15 protein-coding genes are annotated in these 17,044 nt (G+C 74.7%); 5 read left to right on the top strand and 10 right to left on the bottom strand.

All coding sequences use genetic code 11. The features are described from left to right. The first annotated feature begins 6 nt into the window (after nucleotides 1–6). The 5 genes from ACI79T_RS13150 (at nucleotide 7) to ACI79T_RS13130 (ending at nucleotide 6,487) form a co-directional block, all read left to right on the top strand. Entirely contained in the window at nucleotides 7–891 is an 885-nt protein-coding gene (locus ACI79T_RS13150; RefSeq protein ID WP_456610513.1) for a branched-chain amino acid ABC transporter permease, read from the top strand. Between the two features lie 2 nt (nucleotides 892–893). Further along, nucleotides 894–2,078, top strand: coding sequence for a branched-chain amino acid ABC transporter permease (locus ACI79T_RS13145; RefSeq protein WP_456610512.1), 1,185 nt, complete (start codon nucleotides 894–896; stop codon nucleotides 2,076–2,078). Between the two features lie 113 nt (nucleotides 2,079–2,191). Then, entirely contained in the window at nucleotides 2,192–3,523 is a 1,332-nt protein-coding gene (locus ACI79T_RS13140; RefSeq protein ID WP_456610511.1) for an ABC transporter substrate-binding protein, read from the top strand. Between the two features lie 225 nt (nucleotides 3,524–3,748). Further along, nucleotides 3,749–4,738, top strand: a complete 990-nt coding sequence (locus ACI79T_RS13135; protein ID WP_456610510.1) for a UDP-glucuronic acid decarboxylase family protein — start codon at nucleotides 3,749–3,751, stop codon at nucleotides 4,736–4,738. A 117-nt stretch (nucleotides 4,739–4,855) separates the two neighbouring features. After that, complete coding sequence (locus tag ACI79T_RS13130; RefSeq protein WP_456610509.1) at nucleotides 4,856–6,487, top strand: substrate-binding domain-containing protein; 1,632 nt, start codon at nucleotides 4,856–4,858, stop codon at nucleotides 6,485–6,487. A 72-nt stretch (nucleotides 6,488–6,559) separates the two neighbouring features. Here ACI79T_RS13130 and ACI79T_RS13125 read toward each other — a convergent pair whose 3' ends face one another. The 10 genes from ACI79T_RS13125 to ACI79T_RS13080 form a co-directional block, all read right to left on the bottom strand. Next, nucleotides 6,560–7,522 (bottom strand): glycosyltransferase family 9 protein, encoded by a 963-nt coding sequence (locus ACI79T_RS13125; RefSeq protein WP_456610508.1) that lies wholly within the window; start codon nucleotides 7,520–7,522, stop codon nucleotides 6,560–6,562. Continuing rightward, nucleotides 7,519–8,916 carry a D-glycero-beta-D-manno-heptose 1-phosphate adenylyltransferase gene (gene rfaE2 / locus ACI79T_RS13120; RefSeq protein ID WP_456610507.1) on the bottom strand — a complete coding sequence of 466 codons (1,398 nt, stop codon included), beginning with the start codon at nucleotides 8,914–8,916 and terminating at the stop codon, nucleotides 7,519–7,521. The genes ACI79T_RS13125 and rfaE2 overlap by 4 nt, the downstream gene beginning before the upstream one ends. Beyond that, nucleotides 8,913–9,596: a D-sedoheptulose-7-phosphate isomerase gene (locus tag ACI79T_RS13115; RefSeq protein ID WP_456610506.1), complete on the bottom strand. Its 684-nt coding sequence runs from the start codon at nucleotides 9,594–9,596 to the stop codon at nucleotides 8,913–8,915. Before ACI79T_RS13115 ends, rfaE2 begins: the two co-directional genes overlap by 4 nt. Then, the gene (locus tag ACI79T_RS13110; protein ID WP_456610505.1) at nucleotides 9,593–10,807 is read right to left on the bottom strand and encodes a glycosyltransferase; all 1,215 of its coding nucleotides are present in this window, start codon (nucleotides 10,805–10,807) and stop codon (nucleotides 9,593–9,595) included. Before ACI79T_RS13110 ends, ACI79T_RS13115 begins: the two co-directional genes overlap by 4 nt. After that, complete coding sequence (locus ACI79T_RS13105) at nucleotides 10,804–11,784, bottom strand: glycosyltransferase (RefSeq protein ID WP_456610504.1); 981 nt, start codon at nucleotides 11,782–11,784, stop codon at nucleotides 10,804–10,806. The genes ACI79T_RS13110 and ACI79T_RS13105 overlap by 4 nt, the downstream gene beginning before the upstream one ends. After that, the gene (locus ACI79T_RS13100; RefSeq protein WP_456610503.1) at nucleotides 11,781–12,884 is read right to left on the bottom strand and encodes a glycosyltransferase family 9 protein; all 1,104 of its coding nucleotides are present in this window, start codon (nucleotides 12,882–12,884) and stop codon (nucleotides 11,781–11,783) included. The genes ACI79T_RS13105 and ACI79T_RS13100 overlap by 4 nt, the downstream gene beginning before the upstream one ends. Continuing rightward, nucleotides 12,881–14,407, bottom strand: a complete 1,527-nt coding sequence (locus ACI79T_RS13095; RefSeq protein ID WP_456610502.1) for an HAD-IIIA family hydrolase — start codon at nucleotides 14,405–14,407, stop codon at nucleotides 12,881–12,883. The genes ACI79T_RS13100 and ACI79T_RS13095 overlap by 4 nt, the downstream gene beginning before the upstream one ends. Nucleotides 14,408–14,491: 84 nt before the next feature. Then, nucleotides 14,492–15,478 carry a tripartite tricarboxylate transporter substrate binding protein gene (locus tag ACI79T_RS13090; RefSeq protein WP_456610501.1) on the bottom strand — a complete coding sequence of 329 codons (987 nt, stop codon included), beginning with the start codon at nucleotides 15,476–15,478 and terminating at the stop codon, nucleotides 14,492–14,494. 195 nt (nucleotides 15,479–15,673) lie between these two features. Further along, a complete protein-coding gene (locus tag ACI79T_RS13085; RefSeq protein ID WP_456610500.1) occupies nucleotides 15,674–16,348 on the bottom strand; it encodes a 3-oxoacid CoA-transferase subunit B in 675 nt (224 codons plus the stop codon). Continuing rightward, nucleotides 16,345–17,010: a 3-oxoacid CoA-transferase subunit A gene (locus ACI79T_RS13080; RefSeq protein ID WP_456610499.1), complete on the bottom strand. Its 666-nt coding sequence runs from the start codon at nucleotides 17,008–17,010 to the stop codon at nucleotides 16,345–16,347. Before ACI79T_RS13080 ends, ACI79T_RS13085 begins: the two co-directional genes overlap by 4 nt. Nucleotides 17,011–17,044: the final 34 nt, after the last annotated feature.

Below are 17,044 nucleotides of genomic sequence, written 5' to 3'. Positions count from 1 at the left end.
TCCTCCGTGGACTACTTCGTCAACGTGACCCTCACCGGGTTGACCCAGGGCATGATCTACTCGGCCTTCGCCCTGGCCCTGGTGCTCATCTGGCGCTCCACCCGCATCGTCAACTTCGCCCAGGGCTCGATGGCCGCGGCCACCACGTTCATCGCCCTGGCGCTGATCCAGGCCGGCCAGTCCTACTGGGTGGCGCTGATCGTCGCACTGCTCTCGGGCTTCCTCCTGGGCGCGATCGTCGAGCGGGTGATCATCCGCCCCGTGGAGGGCGGCCCCGAGCTCAACGCCGTCATCGTGACCCTGGGTCTGTTCGTCGCCATCCAGGCGCTCATCGCGATCATCTTCGGCTCGTCGTTCCAGTCGTTCCCCACGCCGTTCGGGGTCCGCGGCTTCGAGATCGGTGACACCACGATCCCGCTCACGCCGACCAGCCTCTACATCATCGGCTCGGTGCTGCTGACCATGGCGCTGCTGGTCGCGCTGTTCCGGTTCACCCGGATCGGCCTGGCCATGCGCGCCTCGGCCTTCAGCCAGGAGGTCGCCCGGCTCCTCGGTGTCAAGGTCGGCGGCATGCTGACCCTCGGCTGGGGACTGGCCGCCGTCGTCGGCTCGCTGGCGGGCCTGCTCATCGCCGGCGGCACGTTCGTCTGGCCCGCCTACATGGACGCACTGATCGTGTTCGGCTTCGTCGCCGCGATCATCGGCGGCCTCGACTCGCCGGTCGGCGCGATCGTCGGTGGGCTGATCCTGGGCCTGGCGCTGAGCTACGTGAGCGGCTACGCCCCGCGTGGCAGCGCGCTGGTCAACATCTCCGCCCTGGTCATCCTCATCGTCGTGCTGCTGGTGCGACCCGGCGGCCTGTTCAGCAGCACCACGGCTCGGAGGGCATGACCATGAGCGACCTGCAGAGCCCGGCATCCACCGGCACCGCCGGCAAGGCCAGCGACGACGCGCCCGTCAAGGCGACCGCCGGGGGCGACGCCCCCTCGGGCCCCGCGAAGGCCGGCCGATCGTTCCTGCCGCAGTCCACGCTGCTGCGCCACCTGCTGGTGCTGGCCGTGTGCGCCGTGCTGGCGGTGGCGGTGCTGGAGCTGACCAGCCCGTTCCAGAACTCGCAGCTGGCGACCCTGACGTACTACGCCATCGCCGCCGGCGGGCTCACCGTGCTCACCGGGATGAACGGCCAGATCTCGCTCGGCCACGGTGCGCTCATGGCGGCCGGCGCCTACACCACGGCGCTGCTCCTCGACGCCGACGAGCCGCTCCCGCTGCCGGTGATCCTGCTGGCCGCGATCGTCGTGGCGACCGCCATCGGCGCGCTGGTCGGGGTGGCCGCCGCCCGGCTGCACGGCCCGTACCTGGCCGGTGCGACCCTCGCCCTCGCCGTCGGCCTGCCCGGTCTGGCGATCTACTTCCACGACATCTTCGGCGGCGAGCAGGGCATGCGGGTGCGCGCCCCGCAGGCCCCGGAGTGGTTCGGGAGCTTCATCGACGCGGTCTCGGGCAACAACGCCTCGAGCACCAAGTGGCTGGCCTACGTCGGCGCGATCTGCCTGCTCCTCACCTACTTCTTCCTGGCCAACCTGATCCGCAGCCGGATCGGGCGCACCTGGCGGGCGGTGCGCGACCAGGAGGTGGCCGCCGAGCTGGCCGGCATCAACCTCGGCGCCTGGCGGGTGCTGGCGTTCGTCGTCAGCGCCGCCGCGGCCGGGCTGGCCGGTGGCGTGCTGGCCATCGTCGTCCGCCTCGCCGCCCCGAGCGGCTTCACCATCGTGCTCTCGCTGGCGCTGCTCACCGCGATCGTCATCGGCGGGCTGGGCAGCCTCACCGGCGCGCTGCTCGGCTCGGCGCTGCTCGTCTTCCTCCCGCCGTTCGTCACCAACCTCGGCGGCGACCTCGGACTCGACCAGACCGAGGCCGCCCAGCTGGCGCCGTTCGTCTACGGCGTCGTGCTGATCGTGGTGATGATCTTCGTCCCGGCCGGCTTCGTGGGGACCATCCGCCTCCGCTGGATGACCCGCAAGGCCAAGCGGGCGATGGCTCAGGCCGGCGCCACCGGCGCGAGCAGCAGGGGGTGAGGGCGACCCCCTCGACCCGCCACGACCGGCCGCTCCACCTCACCCATACTCCCGGGCACCGATGCCCGGGCCGCACCAGAGGAGAACTGTTGTCCAGATCCTCCCGTCGACTCATGACCGCCATCGCCGCGGCCACCGTCGCCTCCACCGTCGCCGCCTGTGGCGGCAGCGATGACAGCGGTGGCGGCTCCAGCAGCGGTGGTGGTGGGGGCGAGAACGAGGCCTCCGACATCGGCGTCACCGAGACCTCGATCAAGCTCGGCGCGCACTACCCGCTGACCGGTGTGGCCGCTCCCGGCTACAGCGAGATCCCCACCGGCATCGACGCCTACTTCAACTGCCTCAACCAGGAGGGCGGCGTCAACGGCCGGGAGATCGACTGGGTCTTCCGCGACGACGCCTACAACCCGACCCAGACCAGCCAGGTCACCAACGAGCTCGTCCTCGAGGACGAGATCTTCGCGATGATCAGCGGCCTGGGCACCCCCACCCACAGCGCCGTGGTCGACTTCCTCAACGACGAGGGCGTCCCCGACCTGTTCGTCTCCTCGGGCTCGCTGATGTGGGGCGACGACCCGGAGACCTACCCGATGTCGTTCGGGTGGCAGACCGACTACATGAGCGAGGGCAAGATCATCGGCGAGTACATCGCCGAGAACTTCCCGGACGCGCAGGTCGGGCTCTTCCTCCAGGACGACGACTTCGGCGAGGACGGCGAGGCCGGCATCCGGCAGTACATCGACGACCAGATCGTCGCGGCCGAGCGGTACACGCCGGGCAACACCAACGTCGGCCCGCAGATCGCGGCGCTGCAGGCCGCCGGTGCCGACTTCGTCGTCGGCTTCAACGTGCCCAGCTACACCGCGCTGTCGCAGCTGACCGCGCTGCAGCTCGGCTACGACCCGCAGTGGTTCTACTCCAACGTGGGTTCGGACCCGACGCTGGTCGGCGGCCTGCTCAACCGCTTCAGCGAGGGCGCGGTGAGCGACGCGGCCCTGCTGGACGGCGCGCTGACCACCGGCTACCTGCCGACCGTGGACCAGACCGACAACCCGTGGGTGCAGGAGTTCCAGCGCATCTGGGACGAGTGCGGTGGCGAGGGCGAGCTCACCAACTACCGCATCTACGGCATGGCGCAGGCCTACACCACGACCCAGGCGCTGCAGGCGGCCGGCCAGAACCCGACCCGCGAGGGCCTGGTCGAGGCCATCGAGACCGCCGGTGGCGAGTGGGAGGGCCCGGTGTTCGCGCCGTTCCGCTACTCCGAGGACAGCCACATGGGCACCAGCGGCATGACCATCGAGCGCATCGTCGGCAACGGCTCGGAGGTCGTCCAGGAGGTCCGCACGACCGACATCGGCGACGCCCCGATCGAGGAGTTCGACGGTGAGCCGGCGACCCCGCCGACGAACGCCATCCCGGACGAGGAGTCGGTCGTCGACTGATCCGTCCGGCCCCTGACGGGGCACCCCTCCCCCGGCTCGCACGGGCCGGGGGGGCAGTACATCCGGCGGGCCGCCGGTCTCCCTCGGGAGGCCGGCGGCCCGTTCGTCGTCCCGGGGTCGCGACACCGGCACGAACACTTCGAGGCCGAAGTGTGTGCGATGTTGATCTCCGGGTACGGGCCGCACGGTGCGCGCCACCGGCGGTGCGCGGACGAGGAGGCAGCGATGGTCGAGGGGCCGGTACGCGAGGCGCGGACGATCCGCCGGGCGGTAGTCACGGGGGGCGCCGGGTTCCTGGGGTCGCACCTGTGCGAGCAGCTGCTGGAGCGCGGGGTCGAGGTCGTCTGCCTCGACAACTTCCTGACCGGCTCCCCCGAGAACGTCGTGCACCTGATGGAGCACCCTGGGTTCCGGCTCGTCCGCTGCGACGTCACCGACTACGTGCACGTGCCCGGTCCGGTGGACCTGGTGCTGCACTTCGCCTCCCCCGCGAGCCCCATCGACTACCTCAAGATGCCGATCGAGACCCTGAAGGTGGGCAGCCTCGGCACCCTGCACACCCTCGGGCTGGCCCACGACAAGGGCGCCCGCTACGTGCTCGCCTCGACGTCCGAGGTCTACGGCGACCCGCTCCAGCACCCGCAGACCGAGGCGTACTGGGGCAACGTCAACCCGGTGGGCCCGCGCGGGGTCTACGACGAGGCCAAGCGGTTCAGCGAGGCGATGACCACCGCGTACCGGACGTCGAAGGGCACCGACACCGGCATCGTGCGGATCTTCAACACCTACGGCCCCCGGATGCGCGCCGACGACGGTCGCGCGATCCCCGCCTTCGTCAACCAGGCGCTGGACGGCCGGCCGCTCACCGTCGCCGGCGACGGCTCGCAGACCCGCTCGATCTGCTACGTCGACGACACGGTGGCCGGGATCCTGGCGATGGCCTTCTCCGGCCACGCCGGCCCGGTGAACATCGGCAACCCCGACGAGCTGTCCATGCTGCGCCTGGCCCGGTGGATCGTCGAGCTCACCGGCTCCGACTCCCCCGTCGAGCACATCGACCTGCCGGTCGACGACCCCAAGGTGCGCCGCCCCGACACCGCGCTCGCCGAGCAGCTGCTGGGCTGGCAGCCCCGGGTGCCGTCCGAGGAGGGGCTCCGCCGCACCGTCGACTGGTTCGCCGCCCGGCGCACCGCCGCGACGACCCAGGCGGTCTGACGCTCCGTCGCCACGCGTGCGACGAGAGTCACCCCGGAGCGACCCACTTCACATCTACTCTGGAGCCAGCGCGCTCAGGGGAGCCGCGATCCCCCGAGTCGACCACAGAGAGCGAGCATGGGCCGCCACGCCGAGCACACCACCCAGCGCCGCACGGTGCCACCCGTCCTCATCGCCGCAGGCCTGGCGGTGGTGCTGGTGCTCGGCGGCCTCGCCTGGTGGCTCACGGCGAGCGGGGGCTGCGAGCGCGCGACCGTCGACGTCGCCGTCGCCCCGGAGCTCGGCGAGCTGACCGAGGAGCTGCTGACCGGCCTGGAGTCACCTGACGGCGACGTCTGCGTCGACGTCGAGGTGACCGCCCAGGAGCCGCTGCAGACAGCCGGCGCCCTCGGCGCGCTGGCCGAGGACGCTCTCCCCGAGGTGTGGGTCCCCGACTCCCGCCTGTGGGCGGCCCGCGTCGCCTCCGCCGAGCTGGAGCAGGCCGGCTCGATGGCGGTGTCCCCGGTGGTCCTGGGCACCAGCGCCGCGGTGGCCGACGACCTCGGCTGGGCCGAGACCGCGCCCGGCTGGGCCGAGGCCCTCGGCACCGGCCGGCCGCTCGCGGTGCCCGACCTGGCCGCCAGCGCCGAGGCCATCTCCGCGCTCGCCGCCGTGCGCACCGCCCTGGGTGACGACGCCGACGCGGACAACGCGGTGGTGCAGGCCGTGCTCTCCGCGGCGCGCAGCACCGCCCTCTCGCCGAGCGAGGCCCTCGCCGCCGGCCGCGAGGGCAGCACCGACGCCCCGCTGGTGCCGGTGAGCGAGCAGGAGGTCTACGCCCTCAACGAGGGCGCCGAGGGTGCCGACCTCGTCGCGGTCTACCCGGCCGAGGGGTCGCCGGTGCTCGACTACCCGGTGCTGCGGGTCGGCTCGCCCACGGGGCTGCAGCAGCAGGCCGTGGACGCCGTGGTCGACCGGCTGCTCTCCGACGAGGCGCAGACCGCCGTGCGCGACGCCGGCTTCCGCGGACCCGGGGGCGCAGCGCCGACCGGCGCCGGCCCCGACACCGGCATCGCGGAGGCGAGCCCGGCGGTGATGCCGCTGGAGGCCGCGCAGGTGCAGGCGCTGCTCACCCGGCTGAGCAGCCTCGCCGCGCCGTCCCGGATCCTGTCGGTCTTCGACGTCTCGAAGTCGATGGAGGCCCCGGTCGGCGACGGCACCCGCGCCACCCTGGCCCGCGACGCGGCCAAGGCGGCGCTCTCCCTGGTCCCGGACAACTACGCGCTCGGCTCGTGGGTGTTCGCCTACCAGCTCGACGGCGACCGGGACTGGGAGCAGATGGTGCCCACCCGCGAGCTGGACGACGTGGTGGACGGGCAGGTGCAACGCGAGATCCTCGACGAGCAGCTCGACACGCTCCCTGACCGGCTCACGCCGGGCGGGACCGGGCTGTACGACACCACGCTGGCCGCGGTCCGTGCCGCGCGGGAGGACTACGACCCGACGGCCGTCAACAGCGTGCTGATCGTCACCGACGGCACCAACGAGGACGACGCCGCGGGCCTCACCCTGGACAGCCTGCTGGGCACGCTGGCCGAGGAGCAGGACCCGAACCGGCCGGTCAAGGTCATCGGCGTCGCCCTCGGGCCGGACGCCGACCTGAGCGCGCTGGAGGACATCGCCGACGCGACCGGGGGCGCGGCGTACTCGGCCGTCGACGAGAGCGACCTCCAGACGGTGCTCTTCGACGCCCTCCGCCAGCGCGAGTAGCCGGCCGCGGCATCGGCCTGGCATAGGAGGCTATGCCTGTGTTCCGGCGGCCCGAACCGTAGGCATGGCTTCCTATGCCTGGGATGGGCAGGCGCCGTCGACGAGTCCGTCCACGGCATCGAGCACCTCGTCGACGGTGATCTGCGCCAGCGCGGGGTCGAGCTCGGTGCCCCAGGGGTCGCCGGTGCCGTCGCCGTGCCAGAGGACGCGGTGCAGCGGCCCGTGCTCCCCGGCCCGGGACGGCGGCCCCCACAGCGCGGGCGACACCGGGCCGAACAGCACCACCGAGGGCCGCCGGTACGCGGTGGCCAGGTGCGCGACGCCCGTGTCGCCGCACACGACCAGGCGGGCGGCCGCGACCACGGCGGCCAGCTCCAGCGACGTGGTGCGGCCGGCCAGCACCGCGTCGTCCCCCAGCCCGGCCTGGTCGGCCACCGACCGCGCCAGCTCCACTTCGGCCGGGCCGCCGGTGATCCGCACGTCCTGACCGGCGTCGGCCAGGTGTCTGGCGACGGCGGCGAACCGGTCCGGCGGCCAGCGCCGCCCGGGGAACGCCGCCCCCGGGTGGACGACGGCGGCGCCCCGCACCGGCGGGGCGACGGCCGGGACGGCGAGGTCGAGGGCATCGGGGTCGGCGTCCACCCCCAGCCCCTCGGCGACCAGCCGGCACCAGCGCCGGACCTCGTGCTCGTCGGGGTACCAGGTCGGGCCGGGGTATCCGGGGCTGTCGAAGGTGAGCAGTCGCGCGGGTGCCAGGTCCGCCACGACCACGTGCGAGGCCGGGCCCTTGCCGTGCAGGTCGACGGCGAACTCCGGCGGCGGACCGGCCCAGTCGAGGGGCTCGAGCTCGCGGGCGGGCAGCACCTCGTCGACGGCGTCGATCAGCCGGGCGAGCGGCTCCAGCGGGGTCGTCGTCGCCAGGACCAGCCGGTGGCCGGGGACGGCGGCCCGCACCGCGCGGATGGCGGGCACGCCGGTGAGCAGGTCCCCCAGGCCGAGCGGCCGCAGGACGACGGCGGTCGGCTGCCCGTTCACACCTGCGAGCGCTCGACCAGGGCCGTGGTCGAGTGGCCGTCGAGGTAGGGCAGGACGACGGCCTGCCCGCCCCAGCTGCGCAGCACCTCGGCCTCGGGCAGGTCGGCCCCCGCGTAGTCGCCACCCTTGGCCCACACGTCGGGTCGCAACCGGTCGAGGACCTGCGCCGGGGTGTCCTCCCCGAAGACGACGACGGCGTCGACGAACTCCAGCGCCTCCAGCACCCGGGCCCGGTCCGCCGCGGTCACCAGCGGCCGGGAGGGGCCCTTGAGCCGGCGCACCGAGTCGTCGGAGTTGATGCACACGACCAGGCAGTCGCCGAGGCCACGGGCGGCCCGCAGTGTCGCGACGTGCCCCGGGTGCAGCAGGTCGAAGCACCCGCCGGTGGCGACGACGGTGCCGCCGGCGGCGCGGACCCGCGCGATGACCGACTCCGCACCCGGCTCCGCCGCCACGTCCGGCTCTGCCCCGTCGGCGGCGTCCCAGGCCGAGGCCCCGCCGCGCGCCACGAACGCCGAGGCGAAGGCGACCGCGGCGGCCACCGCCTCGCCGGTCACCGCGCCGTCGGCCAGCGCCAGGGCCGCGGCGGCGGCGAAGGAGTCGCCCGCCCCGCACGGGTCGCCCCCGGTGACGGCGGCCGCGGGCACCACCATGGGCGCTCCGGAGCCGTAGGAGAGCAGCGCCCCGCGGGCGCCGAGGGTCACCGCGACCGCGCCCACGCCCCAGTGCCGGATGAGGGCCTCGGCTCGGGCGCCGACGGCGGCCAGGCCCGAGCCGTCGGCCGCCACGCCGGCACCGGCGGCCACGCGGGTGGCCTCCGCGCCGTTGGGGGTGACCAGCCGGGCGTTGGGCACGGGGTCGGCGCCGCGGGGGTGCGGGTCCCAGACCACGGGGCCGCGGGCGGCGGCCAGCGCGTCGCGCACGGCTGGGTCCGCCGTCGTCCCCCGGCCGTAGTCGGCGACCAGCACGGCGGCGGCGTCCCGGATGGCCGCGGCGGCCTCGGCCGGGAGCTCGCCCAGCACCGCCACGGGCGCCCCGCTGTCGAGCCGGGCGACGGAGTGGTCGCCCACGCGCACCCGCTGCTTCACGGCGGTGCCGCCGCCGGCCGAGATCGCGATCAGCCGGACCCGGCCGTCGAGCAGCGCCCGCAGCCGCTCGGCCCCCTCGTCGGAGTCCAGTGGCGCGACCAGCACCACCTCCCGGGCGGCGGCCGCCGCCGCGATGACGGCGGCGAGGGCGGCGCCGCCCGGGCGCTCCCGCCGCTCAATGTCCTCGACCACCGGCACGGGGGCGTCGGGGGTCAGCCGCGAGGCGGTGCCGACGAGGTCGACGTCGAGCAGCGCGTCGCCCACGACGACGAGCGGCCGGGGCGCGGGCGGCGTCCGGCGCGTCACTGCGCGGCCCCCAGCGTCGGGCCGGCGGGCACCCGGGAGGGCTCGGCCAGCACCGCGGCGTCGAACGCCGCGCAGACCAGGTGCAGGGCGACCAGATGGCACTCCTGCACGGTGGCCGTCCAGGGCGAGTCGATGCAGACCGCCTCGTCGGCGGCGGCGGCCAGCGGGTTGGGCGCCGGCCCGGTGATCGCCAGCACGGTGATCCCGCACTCCCGGGCGCGGCGGGCCGCAGCGACGGCGTTGGGCGAGCGGCCCGAGGTCGACAGCAGGATCAGCACGTCGCCGGCCCGTCCGTGCGCCTCCACCTGGCGGGCGAACAGCTCGTCGGCCGGGTAATCGTTGGCGATGGCGGTCAGCGACGAGGTCTCCGCGGTGAGGCAGATGGCCGAGAACGGCGGCCGGTCGGCGCGGTAGCGGCCCACCAGCTCGGCGGTGAGGTGCTGGGCCTGTGCAGCGCTGCCGCCGTTGCCCGCCGCCAGCAGGCGCCCGCGGGACTCCCCGCAGAGCACGTCGGCGAGCAGCCGGCCCCAGCGGTCGAGGACGTCCAGCTGGCCGTCCACCGACCGCAGCGCGGCGGTCAGCGAGGCGACGTGGTCGGCGCCGGTCAGGTGGGTGCAGGTGTCCGGGGACACGACCTCGGCGGCGGTGTTCGGGGCCGCGCTCATCGGCATGCTGGTCATCGGGCGATCTCCACGGGGCGGCGGCGGGCGAGGACCTGCCGGTAGACGATTTCGGTGTCGGCGACGACGCGGGCCCAGCGGTAGCGGGCGCGGGCCCGCTGCACGCCGGCGGCGCCGTAGGCGGCGCGCCGGTCGTCGTCGGCGAGCAGCGCGGCGAGCACCGCGCCGAGCCGCTCGGGGTCGCGCGGGGGCACCAGGTCACCGGTGACGCCGTCGGCGACGGTGTCCTGGAGCCCGCCGACGGCGGTGGCGACGACGGGCCGCCCGCAGGCCATGGCCTCGAGCGGGGTGATGCCGAACGGCTCGTACCAGGGGACGGCGAGGACCACGTCGGCCGAGCGCACCCAGGCGGGGACGTCGGCGCGGGCGACGGACCCGGCGAACACCAGCCGGTCGGCCACGCCCGCCTCCGCGGCGATGCCGCGCAGCCGGCGCACCTCGGGATCGGCGTCGATCGCGTCCGGGGCCGGACCGCCGACGACCACGAGCTCGGCGTCGGGCACCGCACGCAGCGCCCGCACGGCGTCGTCCTGGCCCTTGCGCTCGACGAGCCGGCCGAGGACCAGCAGCCGCTTCCGGTCACCCCGCGGGGCCACCGGCCCGCGCGGGGTGAACACCGAGGTGTCCACGCCGCAGGGCACGACCGAGACGCGGTCGCTCTCCAGGCCCAGCCGGCGCAGCTCGAAGACCTCGTCGGAGCAGGTGGCCACGACGTGGCTGACGTCGCGGCACAGGCCGCGCTCGAGGTCGACCCGCTCGGCCGGGGAGGTGTCGGCGTCGCCCTGGTGGCGGCGCTTGACCGAGCCGAGGGCGTGGAATGTCTGCAGCACCGGCACGGGGCGCAGCAGGCTGGCCGACGCCTCGACCGACGCCAGGCCGCTCATCCAGAAGTGGGCGTGCACGACATCGGGCGGCTGCGCGGCCCAGCCGTGCCGCAGCACGCGGGCGAAGGCGGGCATGTGCGCCAGCAGGTCGTCCTTGGGCAGCGGCTCGGCCGGGCCGGCGGTGACGTGGGCGACGTCGTACCCGTCGTCGGTGGTCACCCGCTCGGGCAGCGCGGCGTCGTCGCGGCGGGTGTGCACGGTGACCTCGTGCCCGCGCCGGACGAGCCCCGCGGCCAGGGCGGCGACGTGCACGTTCTGCCCGCCGGCGTCGACGCCGCCGATCGCGGCGAGCGGGCTGGCGTGCTCGCTGACCAGATCGATCCTCATCGGGTCACCTCCTCGAGGAGACCGTCCCAGTCGCGCAGGAAGCGGTCGAGCCCGTAGCGCTCCAGCGCCGCCGCGCGGGCGGCCTTCCCGGCCAGCCGGGCGGCGTCCGGGTCGTGCAGGAACTCCCGGACGGCGGTCCACAGCCGCTCGGGCCGGGTGGACAGCACCCCCGCCTCGGCGGGCACGGCCTCCACCGCCTCCGTGGTGGCCAGGCCGACGACGGGCAGCCCCAGGTGCATGGCTTCCAGCAGCGAGAGGCCCAGCGACGTCCAGCGCACCGGGTGCACGTAGACCCGGCGGCGGGCCAGCTCGGTGTGCATGGCGGCCTGCGGCGGGTCGTCGTGCAGGGCGACCCGGGTGGGATCGAGGCCGTACCGCTCGTGCAGGCCGGCCAGCCCCATGCCGAAGACGTCGACGGGAGCCACCGCGGCCAGGCCGGGCAGCAGGTCGGCGCCGACGGTGCGCCCGCGGCGCACCGGCTCGTTGGTGACGACGGCGGCGCGGGCCAGCTCGCCGGTGTACCGCTCCCCCGGGTCGACGATCCCGTGCTCGATCACCGTCGTCGGCGCCCGGCCGTTGTCGTAGAAGAGCTCGTTGAAGAACGTGACGTGCGCGATCGGGATGTCCGCCTGGTCGGCCATCGGGTGCCGGGTGTGCGGGACCGGTCCGTCACCCGGCTCGAGCCCGGGGGCGTTGTGCTCGAGGAAGACGGCGGGCAGGTCGCGGCCGGGCTCGCGGCCGAGCCACTCGCGCACCAGCTCCAGGTCCCGGGGTCGCTGCAGGACGACGACGTCGACCTGCTCGTCGCGCAGCTGCGCGGGCGTCACCTCGCGGGCCGACGCCGGCCAGTCCCAGGTACGGGCCCGGCCCAGCCCGTCGGCGCTCCGGTCGGGCACGACCGGCAGCAGGTACTGGTGCCGGCCCTGGACGAACGCCGTCGTCCACGAGCCGTGCACGTGCCACAGCAGGATGTTCACGCACTCACCTGGATCTCCGCCGCCGCCTTCCCGGCTGCGACGTCGGGACGGCGGACGGCCGTGGGCTCGACCGTGCTCAGCTTCTCGACCGCGGCGACCACGTCCTGCGCGGTCACCGAGGTCAGGCAGGGGTGGCCGGGCACGGGGCACTCGCGGGCCCGGGTGCCCCGGCAGGGTGCGGTCTGGTCGCCCAGGAGCACCGTGGGCACGCCGTAGGGCGCCCAGCGCTCGGCGGGCACGACCGGCGCGAACAGCGAGACCACCGGCGTGCCGACTGCGGCGGCCAGGTGCGCGGGCCCGGTGTTGCCGACGACCACCGCCGCCGCACCGTCGAGCAGCGCGGCCATCTCGGCCAGGGAGGTCGCCCCGCCCAGGTCGATGCCCCGGGTGCCCGCGACGAGGGCGGTCAGCTCCCGTTCAGCCGGGCCGCCGGTGACCAGCACCCGGTGGCCTGCGTCGGCGAGCGCCTCGACCGCCTCGGCGCACCGCTGCGCCGGCCAGGCACGCGCCGGGACCGAGGCCCCGGGGTGCAGGACGATGTACCCGGGCGACAGATCATGGCCCCGCGGCTCCGCCGCGGCCGGGTGCGCGACCGGGGGCAGGGGTCGTCGCACGGCGAGCCGGCCGTCGTCGCCGGCCGGCAGCTCGAACCCCGCCGCCCGGGCGAGCGAGAGCGCCCGCTCGGGCTCGGGGAGGTCGTCGTCGACCCGGTGGCGGACGTCGAGCAGCGTGCCGGGGTAGTCCACGCTGATCGCCGAGATGCGGGGCACGCCCGCCATGCGCAGCACCAGGGCGAGGGGCAGGGGCGACTGGTGGAACGACGTGGAGAGGACCGCCTCGTCGGGCGCGAGCGCCCGGACGCGGTCGGTGAGCGCGGCGAGGTCGGCGGCGTCCACGGCCGGCGGGTCGCCGAGGATCCAGGGGCACGACCAGGTCCAGACCTCGTCGACGCCGGGCAGCAGCGCGGCGGCCGCGGCGCCCGCCGGCCCGGCGAGGAACACGACGCGGTCGGCGCCCGCGGCGACGGCCCGCACGAGCGGGCCCTGCAGCAGGACGTCGCCGGCGTTGTCGAGGCGGGCGACCAGGACGGTGCGGCTCACCAGTGCCCACCCAGGACGTCGTCCACCGCTGCGGTCAGGGTCGCCGCGACGCGTGGGGCGGCGTCGACCTCCTCGCGGCGGGTGACCGGCGTCGGCACCATGATCCCGGCCGCGCCGCCCGCGGCCGCCGCCTCGACGTCGGCGCCGATGTCACCGATGACGACGACGCGCGCCGGATCGACGTCGAGCTCGGCGCAGGCCGCCTTGACCATGCCGGGCGCCGGCTTGCGGCAATCGCAGCCGTCGTCCGGGCCGTGCGGGCAGTACTGGACGGTGTCGAACGGGCCGAGCAGCTCGTCCAGCCGCGCCATGCAGGCGTCCACCTGGTCGCGGGTGATCAGCCCGCGGGCGACGCCGGACTGGTTGCTGACCACCCCGACCCGCACGCCGCGGGCGCGCAACGCGTCCAGCGCCTCCTTCGCGCCGTCCACCGGGCGCACCCACGCGGGGTCGCCGTTGTACGGGAAGTCGTGCACCAGGGTGCCGTCGCGGTCGAAGAGCACCAGGTCGGGCAGGCCCTGCCAGCGGCGGACGCCCACGTGCTGCACCACCCCGCACAGCCAGTGCCAGGTGGCCAGCGGCGGGATGAGCGCGCTGGTGGCGAGCATGGTGGTGACCTCGTCGCGGTCCCGCGGGCCCGGGGCGATCCGCCGCCAGGCGAACTCGGCGGTGCCGGCGGCCCACGCGGCCGCGGCCAGCGCGGCGGCCGCCGGACGGCGCGCCGCGGCGAGACCGACCGCGGCCAGGGCGGCGGCGGTGACGGCCGTGTGCTGCGGACGGCGGCCGAGGGCGGCGTCGGCGCGCTCCCGCCAGTCGGGCCCGTGCAGCCGGCGCATGAGGACGTCGTCGGCGTTGCCCGCCTGCACCCGGACGCTGACCCAGCGGTCGGTGGGGCGCACCGGGTGGGTGATCCAGCGCTCGCCGCGCACCAGGCGGGCACCGGTGTCCATGATCCGCAGCGCCAGGTCGGAGTCCTCGCGGAAGGCACGGGGGAAGCGCTCGTCGAAGCCGCCCACCGCGGCCAGGGCGCTGCGGCGGTAGGCGAGATCGGCGGTGATCCAGCTGGAGGTGGCCAGCCCTGCGGTGCCGCGCTCCCAGTCGGTCGGGCGCCGGTGCTCCGGCAGCGGCACGCGCACCCGGCCCTGGCTGCCGGCGACGTCGGCGGGCAGGCCGGCGAGGTCGGCGTCCAGGCGCTCGTACCAGTCAGGGTCGGTCACGACGTCGTCGTCGAGGAAGGCGATCCACTCGGTGCGGGCGGTGCGCCAGCCCAGGTTGCGGGCGCGGGCGGGCCCGCCGCCGCCGGTGCGCACGACGCGGACCGGCGGGAGGCCGGGGCGGTCGGGGTGCAGCGGCTCGCCGGTGGGCCGGTCGTCGACGATCACCAGCTCGGCCGGCCGGGGGCCCGGCGCCGCGGCGAGCGCGTCGAGCAGGACGTCGAGCGAGGGTCGCCCGATCGTCGGCACGACGACGGTGCACTGCGCGAGCATGATCGCGTCCTGCCCGTTCTCGTACCGGCGAAACACTACGGGCTTGAAGTGTTGGCGAACCCGCCGATCAGGCGACCGCCGGAGCTACCTGGACCGACCGTCGGAGGCCGCCAGGGCAGCTCACTCCTGCACGATCGGCCCGTAGACCTCGATGATGTCGTCGATGCGTGCCGCGAACTCCTCGGAGCCGAGGAACTCGTCGGGCACGTACTGCTCGCCGAGGATCTCGACCGTCTCCTCCTTGTCGAGGCAGTTCTCGATCGAGCCCTCGAGCTCGGAGACGATCTCGTCGGGGACCCCCGCCGGTGCGGCGAAGCCCCAGACCGACGTGCTGTAGACCAGCTCGGGGAACCCGACCTCGGCCAACGTGGGAGCGTCGACATACTCGATCGGCTCCTCCGGGCTGACGGCGAGCGGCCGGAAGCTGCCGGCCTCGATGTTCTGCAGGACGTCCTCCGTGGAGTTGATGAAGACGGCGTCGACGTTGCCACCGAGCACCGCGGTGGTCATCTCGGCGTTGCCGTTGAACGGCACCACGGTCACCTGCACGTCGTACAGCTCGGACAACCGCTGCAGCTCCATGGCCTGCGAGGTGGTCGCCCCCGGGACACCGACGTCGAGCACGCCCGGGTTCTCCCTGGCGTACTGGAAGAACGCCTCCGCGTCGGCGAACTGCGAATCCTGCCCCACGGCCAGCACCGAGGGGATCACCATGCCGGCCGCGATGGGCACGTAGTCGTCGTTGGTGTAGCCGACGTCGTCCTGGAGCGGGTTGGTGGCCGACGCCGGCACCGCGATGATCCCGATGGTGTGGCCGTCGTCCCCGCCGGCGAGCATTGCCTGCATGCCGACCGAGCCGGAGGCGCCCTCGCGGTTCTCCACCACCACGGTCTGACCCAGATCCTCCTCCAGGCAGGTGCCTACGGTCTGCCCGAAAAGGGTGATCGGACCACCGGCGGCGTAGGGCACGATGAGCGTGATCCGCTCGGTGGGGTACTCGAGAGCGGCCGACTCACCACCGCCCTCGGCCGCCTCCTCGCCGCAGGCGGCGAGCAGGAGCACGGATGCCGCGAGAGCGGCGGGGGCCGCAGCCTGGGAGCGTCGCATGGTGGTCCCTCCGGATGGTCCGACCGGCGGCCCGCTCGTCGGCACGACGACGGCGGACCTCGCGGGGCCGAGACTACGGGCCGAAAGTGACCTACATCTCACATGGACCGAAGGGTCGCGCGTGTCGTCCCGGTCCGTTGCAGGATCGGTCCCCGCCCCCCGGTGGGAACGGGAACCGAATCCCGGCGCAGCGGCTCAGCTGCCGGAGGGGACCAGGACGCCGACCTCGTCGGCGAACCCGAGCGGGGCGGCAGTGCGCTGCTGCAGCTCCTCGCGGGAGAGCCCGGCGACCATCTCGCGCACGACGAACCCCGTCGGGCCGACGTCGATGACGGCGAGCTCGGTGTAGACCCGGTGCACGACGGCGGCGGCGGTGAGCGGGTAGCTGCACTCCCGCAGCAGCTTCGGCCGGCCGTCGGGCGTGGTGTGCATCATCAGCACCAGCACCCGCTTGGCGCCGACGGCGAGGTCCATGGCGCCGCCGACGGCCGGGGGCAGGTGCGCGTCGTCGGTGGCCCAGTTCGCCAGGTCGCCCTGCTCGGACACCTGGAAGGCCCCCAGCACGGTGACGTCGATGTGGCCGCCGCGCATCATCATGAACGAGTCGGTGTGGTGGAAGTAGGAGCCGCCGGTGACCAGGGTGACCGGCTGCTTGCCGGCGTTGATCAGCTCCCAGTCCTCCTCGCCGGGCGCCGGCCCGGGGCCCATGCCGAGGATGCCGTTCTCGCTGTGGAAGACGACCTCCTTGCCGTCGGAGACGACGTCGCCGACGAGGGTGGGCATGCCGATGCCGAGGTTCACGTAGGAGCCGTCGGGGATGTCCTGGGCCACCCGGGCGGCCATGTCGGTGTGCGACAGCGCAGCGGTCATCCCGCCACCTCCACGACCCGGTCGACGAAGATGCCCGGGGTCACGACGGCCTCGGGGTCCAGCTCGCCCAGCTCCACGAACTCACGCACCTGCACGACGGTGAGCTGCGCGGCGGTGGCCATGGTGGGGCCGAAGTTCCGCGCCGCCTTGTTGTAGACGAGGTTGCCCCAGCGGTCCGCGCGCAGGGCCTTGACCAGCGCGAGGTCACCCCCCAGGGGTTCCTCGAAGACGTGCCGCCGTCCGGCGATCATCCGCACCTCCTTGCCGCGGGCCAGCAGCGAGTCGGCGCCGGCGGGGGTGAAGAAGCCGCCCAGCCCCGCTCCCGCGGCGCGCATCCGCTCGCTGAGCGTGCCCTGCGGTACCAGCTCCAGGTCGATGTCCCCCGCCCGGTAGAACTCCTCGAACCAGATGGAGCCCATCGACCGCGGGTACGAGCAGATGATCTTGCGCACCCGCCGTTCCCGGATCAGCGCGGCGACGTCGGTCTCCCCGCTGCCGGCGTTGTTGGTCACGATCGTGAGGTCCCGGGCACCCTGGTCCAGCAGCGCGTGCACCAGCTCCACCGGCACCCCGGCGGCGCCGAACCCGCCCACGAGGACGGTCGCGCCGTCGGCGACCCCCTCGACCGCTGCGGCGAGGGACGCCACCCGCTTGTCGATCACTGCCGCCACCTCTCGGGCCACCGGGCCGTCGCGG

The sequence above is a fragment of the Blastococcus sp. SYSU DS0619 genome, assembly GCF_054051035.1.
The sequence above is the reverse complement of the archived record's forward strand: the minus strand, read 5'-3'. Positions and strand labels throughout refer to the sequence as shown.

Excerpts from the sequence above, each read along its gene's own strand:
- ACI79T_RS13145 (WP_456610512.1), top strand. The coding sequence starts at position 894 with ATGAGCGACCTGCAGAGCCCGGCATCCACCGGCACCGCCGGCAAGGCC.
- ACI79T_RS13140 (WP_456610511.1), top strand. The coding sequence starts at position 2,192 with ATGACCGCCATCGCCGCGGCCACCGTCGCCTCCACCGTCGCCGCCTGT.
- ACI79T_RS13135 (WP_456610510.1), top strand. The coding sequence starts at position 3,749 with ATGGTCGAGGGGCCGGTACGCGAGGCGCGGACGATCCGCCGGGCGGTA.
- ACI79T_RS13130 (WP_456610509.1), top strand. The coding sequence starts at position 4,856 with ATGGGCCGCCACGCCGAGCACACCACCCAGCGCCGCACGGTGCCACCC.
- ACI79T_RS13115 (WP_456610506.1), bottom strand. The coding sequence starts at position 9,596 with ATGACCAGCATGCCGATGAGCGCGGCCCCGAACACCGCCGCCGAGGTC.
- ACI79T_RS13110 (WP_456610505.1), bottom strand. The coding sequence starts at position 10,807 with ATGAGGATCGATCTGGTCAGCGAGCACGCCAGCCCGCTCGCCGCGATC.
- ACI79T_RS13090 (WP_456610501.1), bottom strand. The coding sequence starts at position 15,478 with ATGCGACGCTCCCAGGCTGCGGCCCCCGCCGCTCTCGCGGCATCCGTG.
- ACI79T_RS13085 (WP_456610500.1), bottom strand. The coding sequence starts at position 16,348 with ATGACCGCTGCGCTGTCGCACACCGACATGGCCGCCCGGGTGGCCCAG.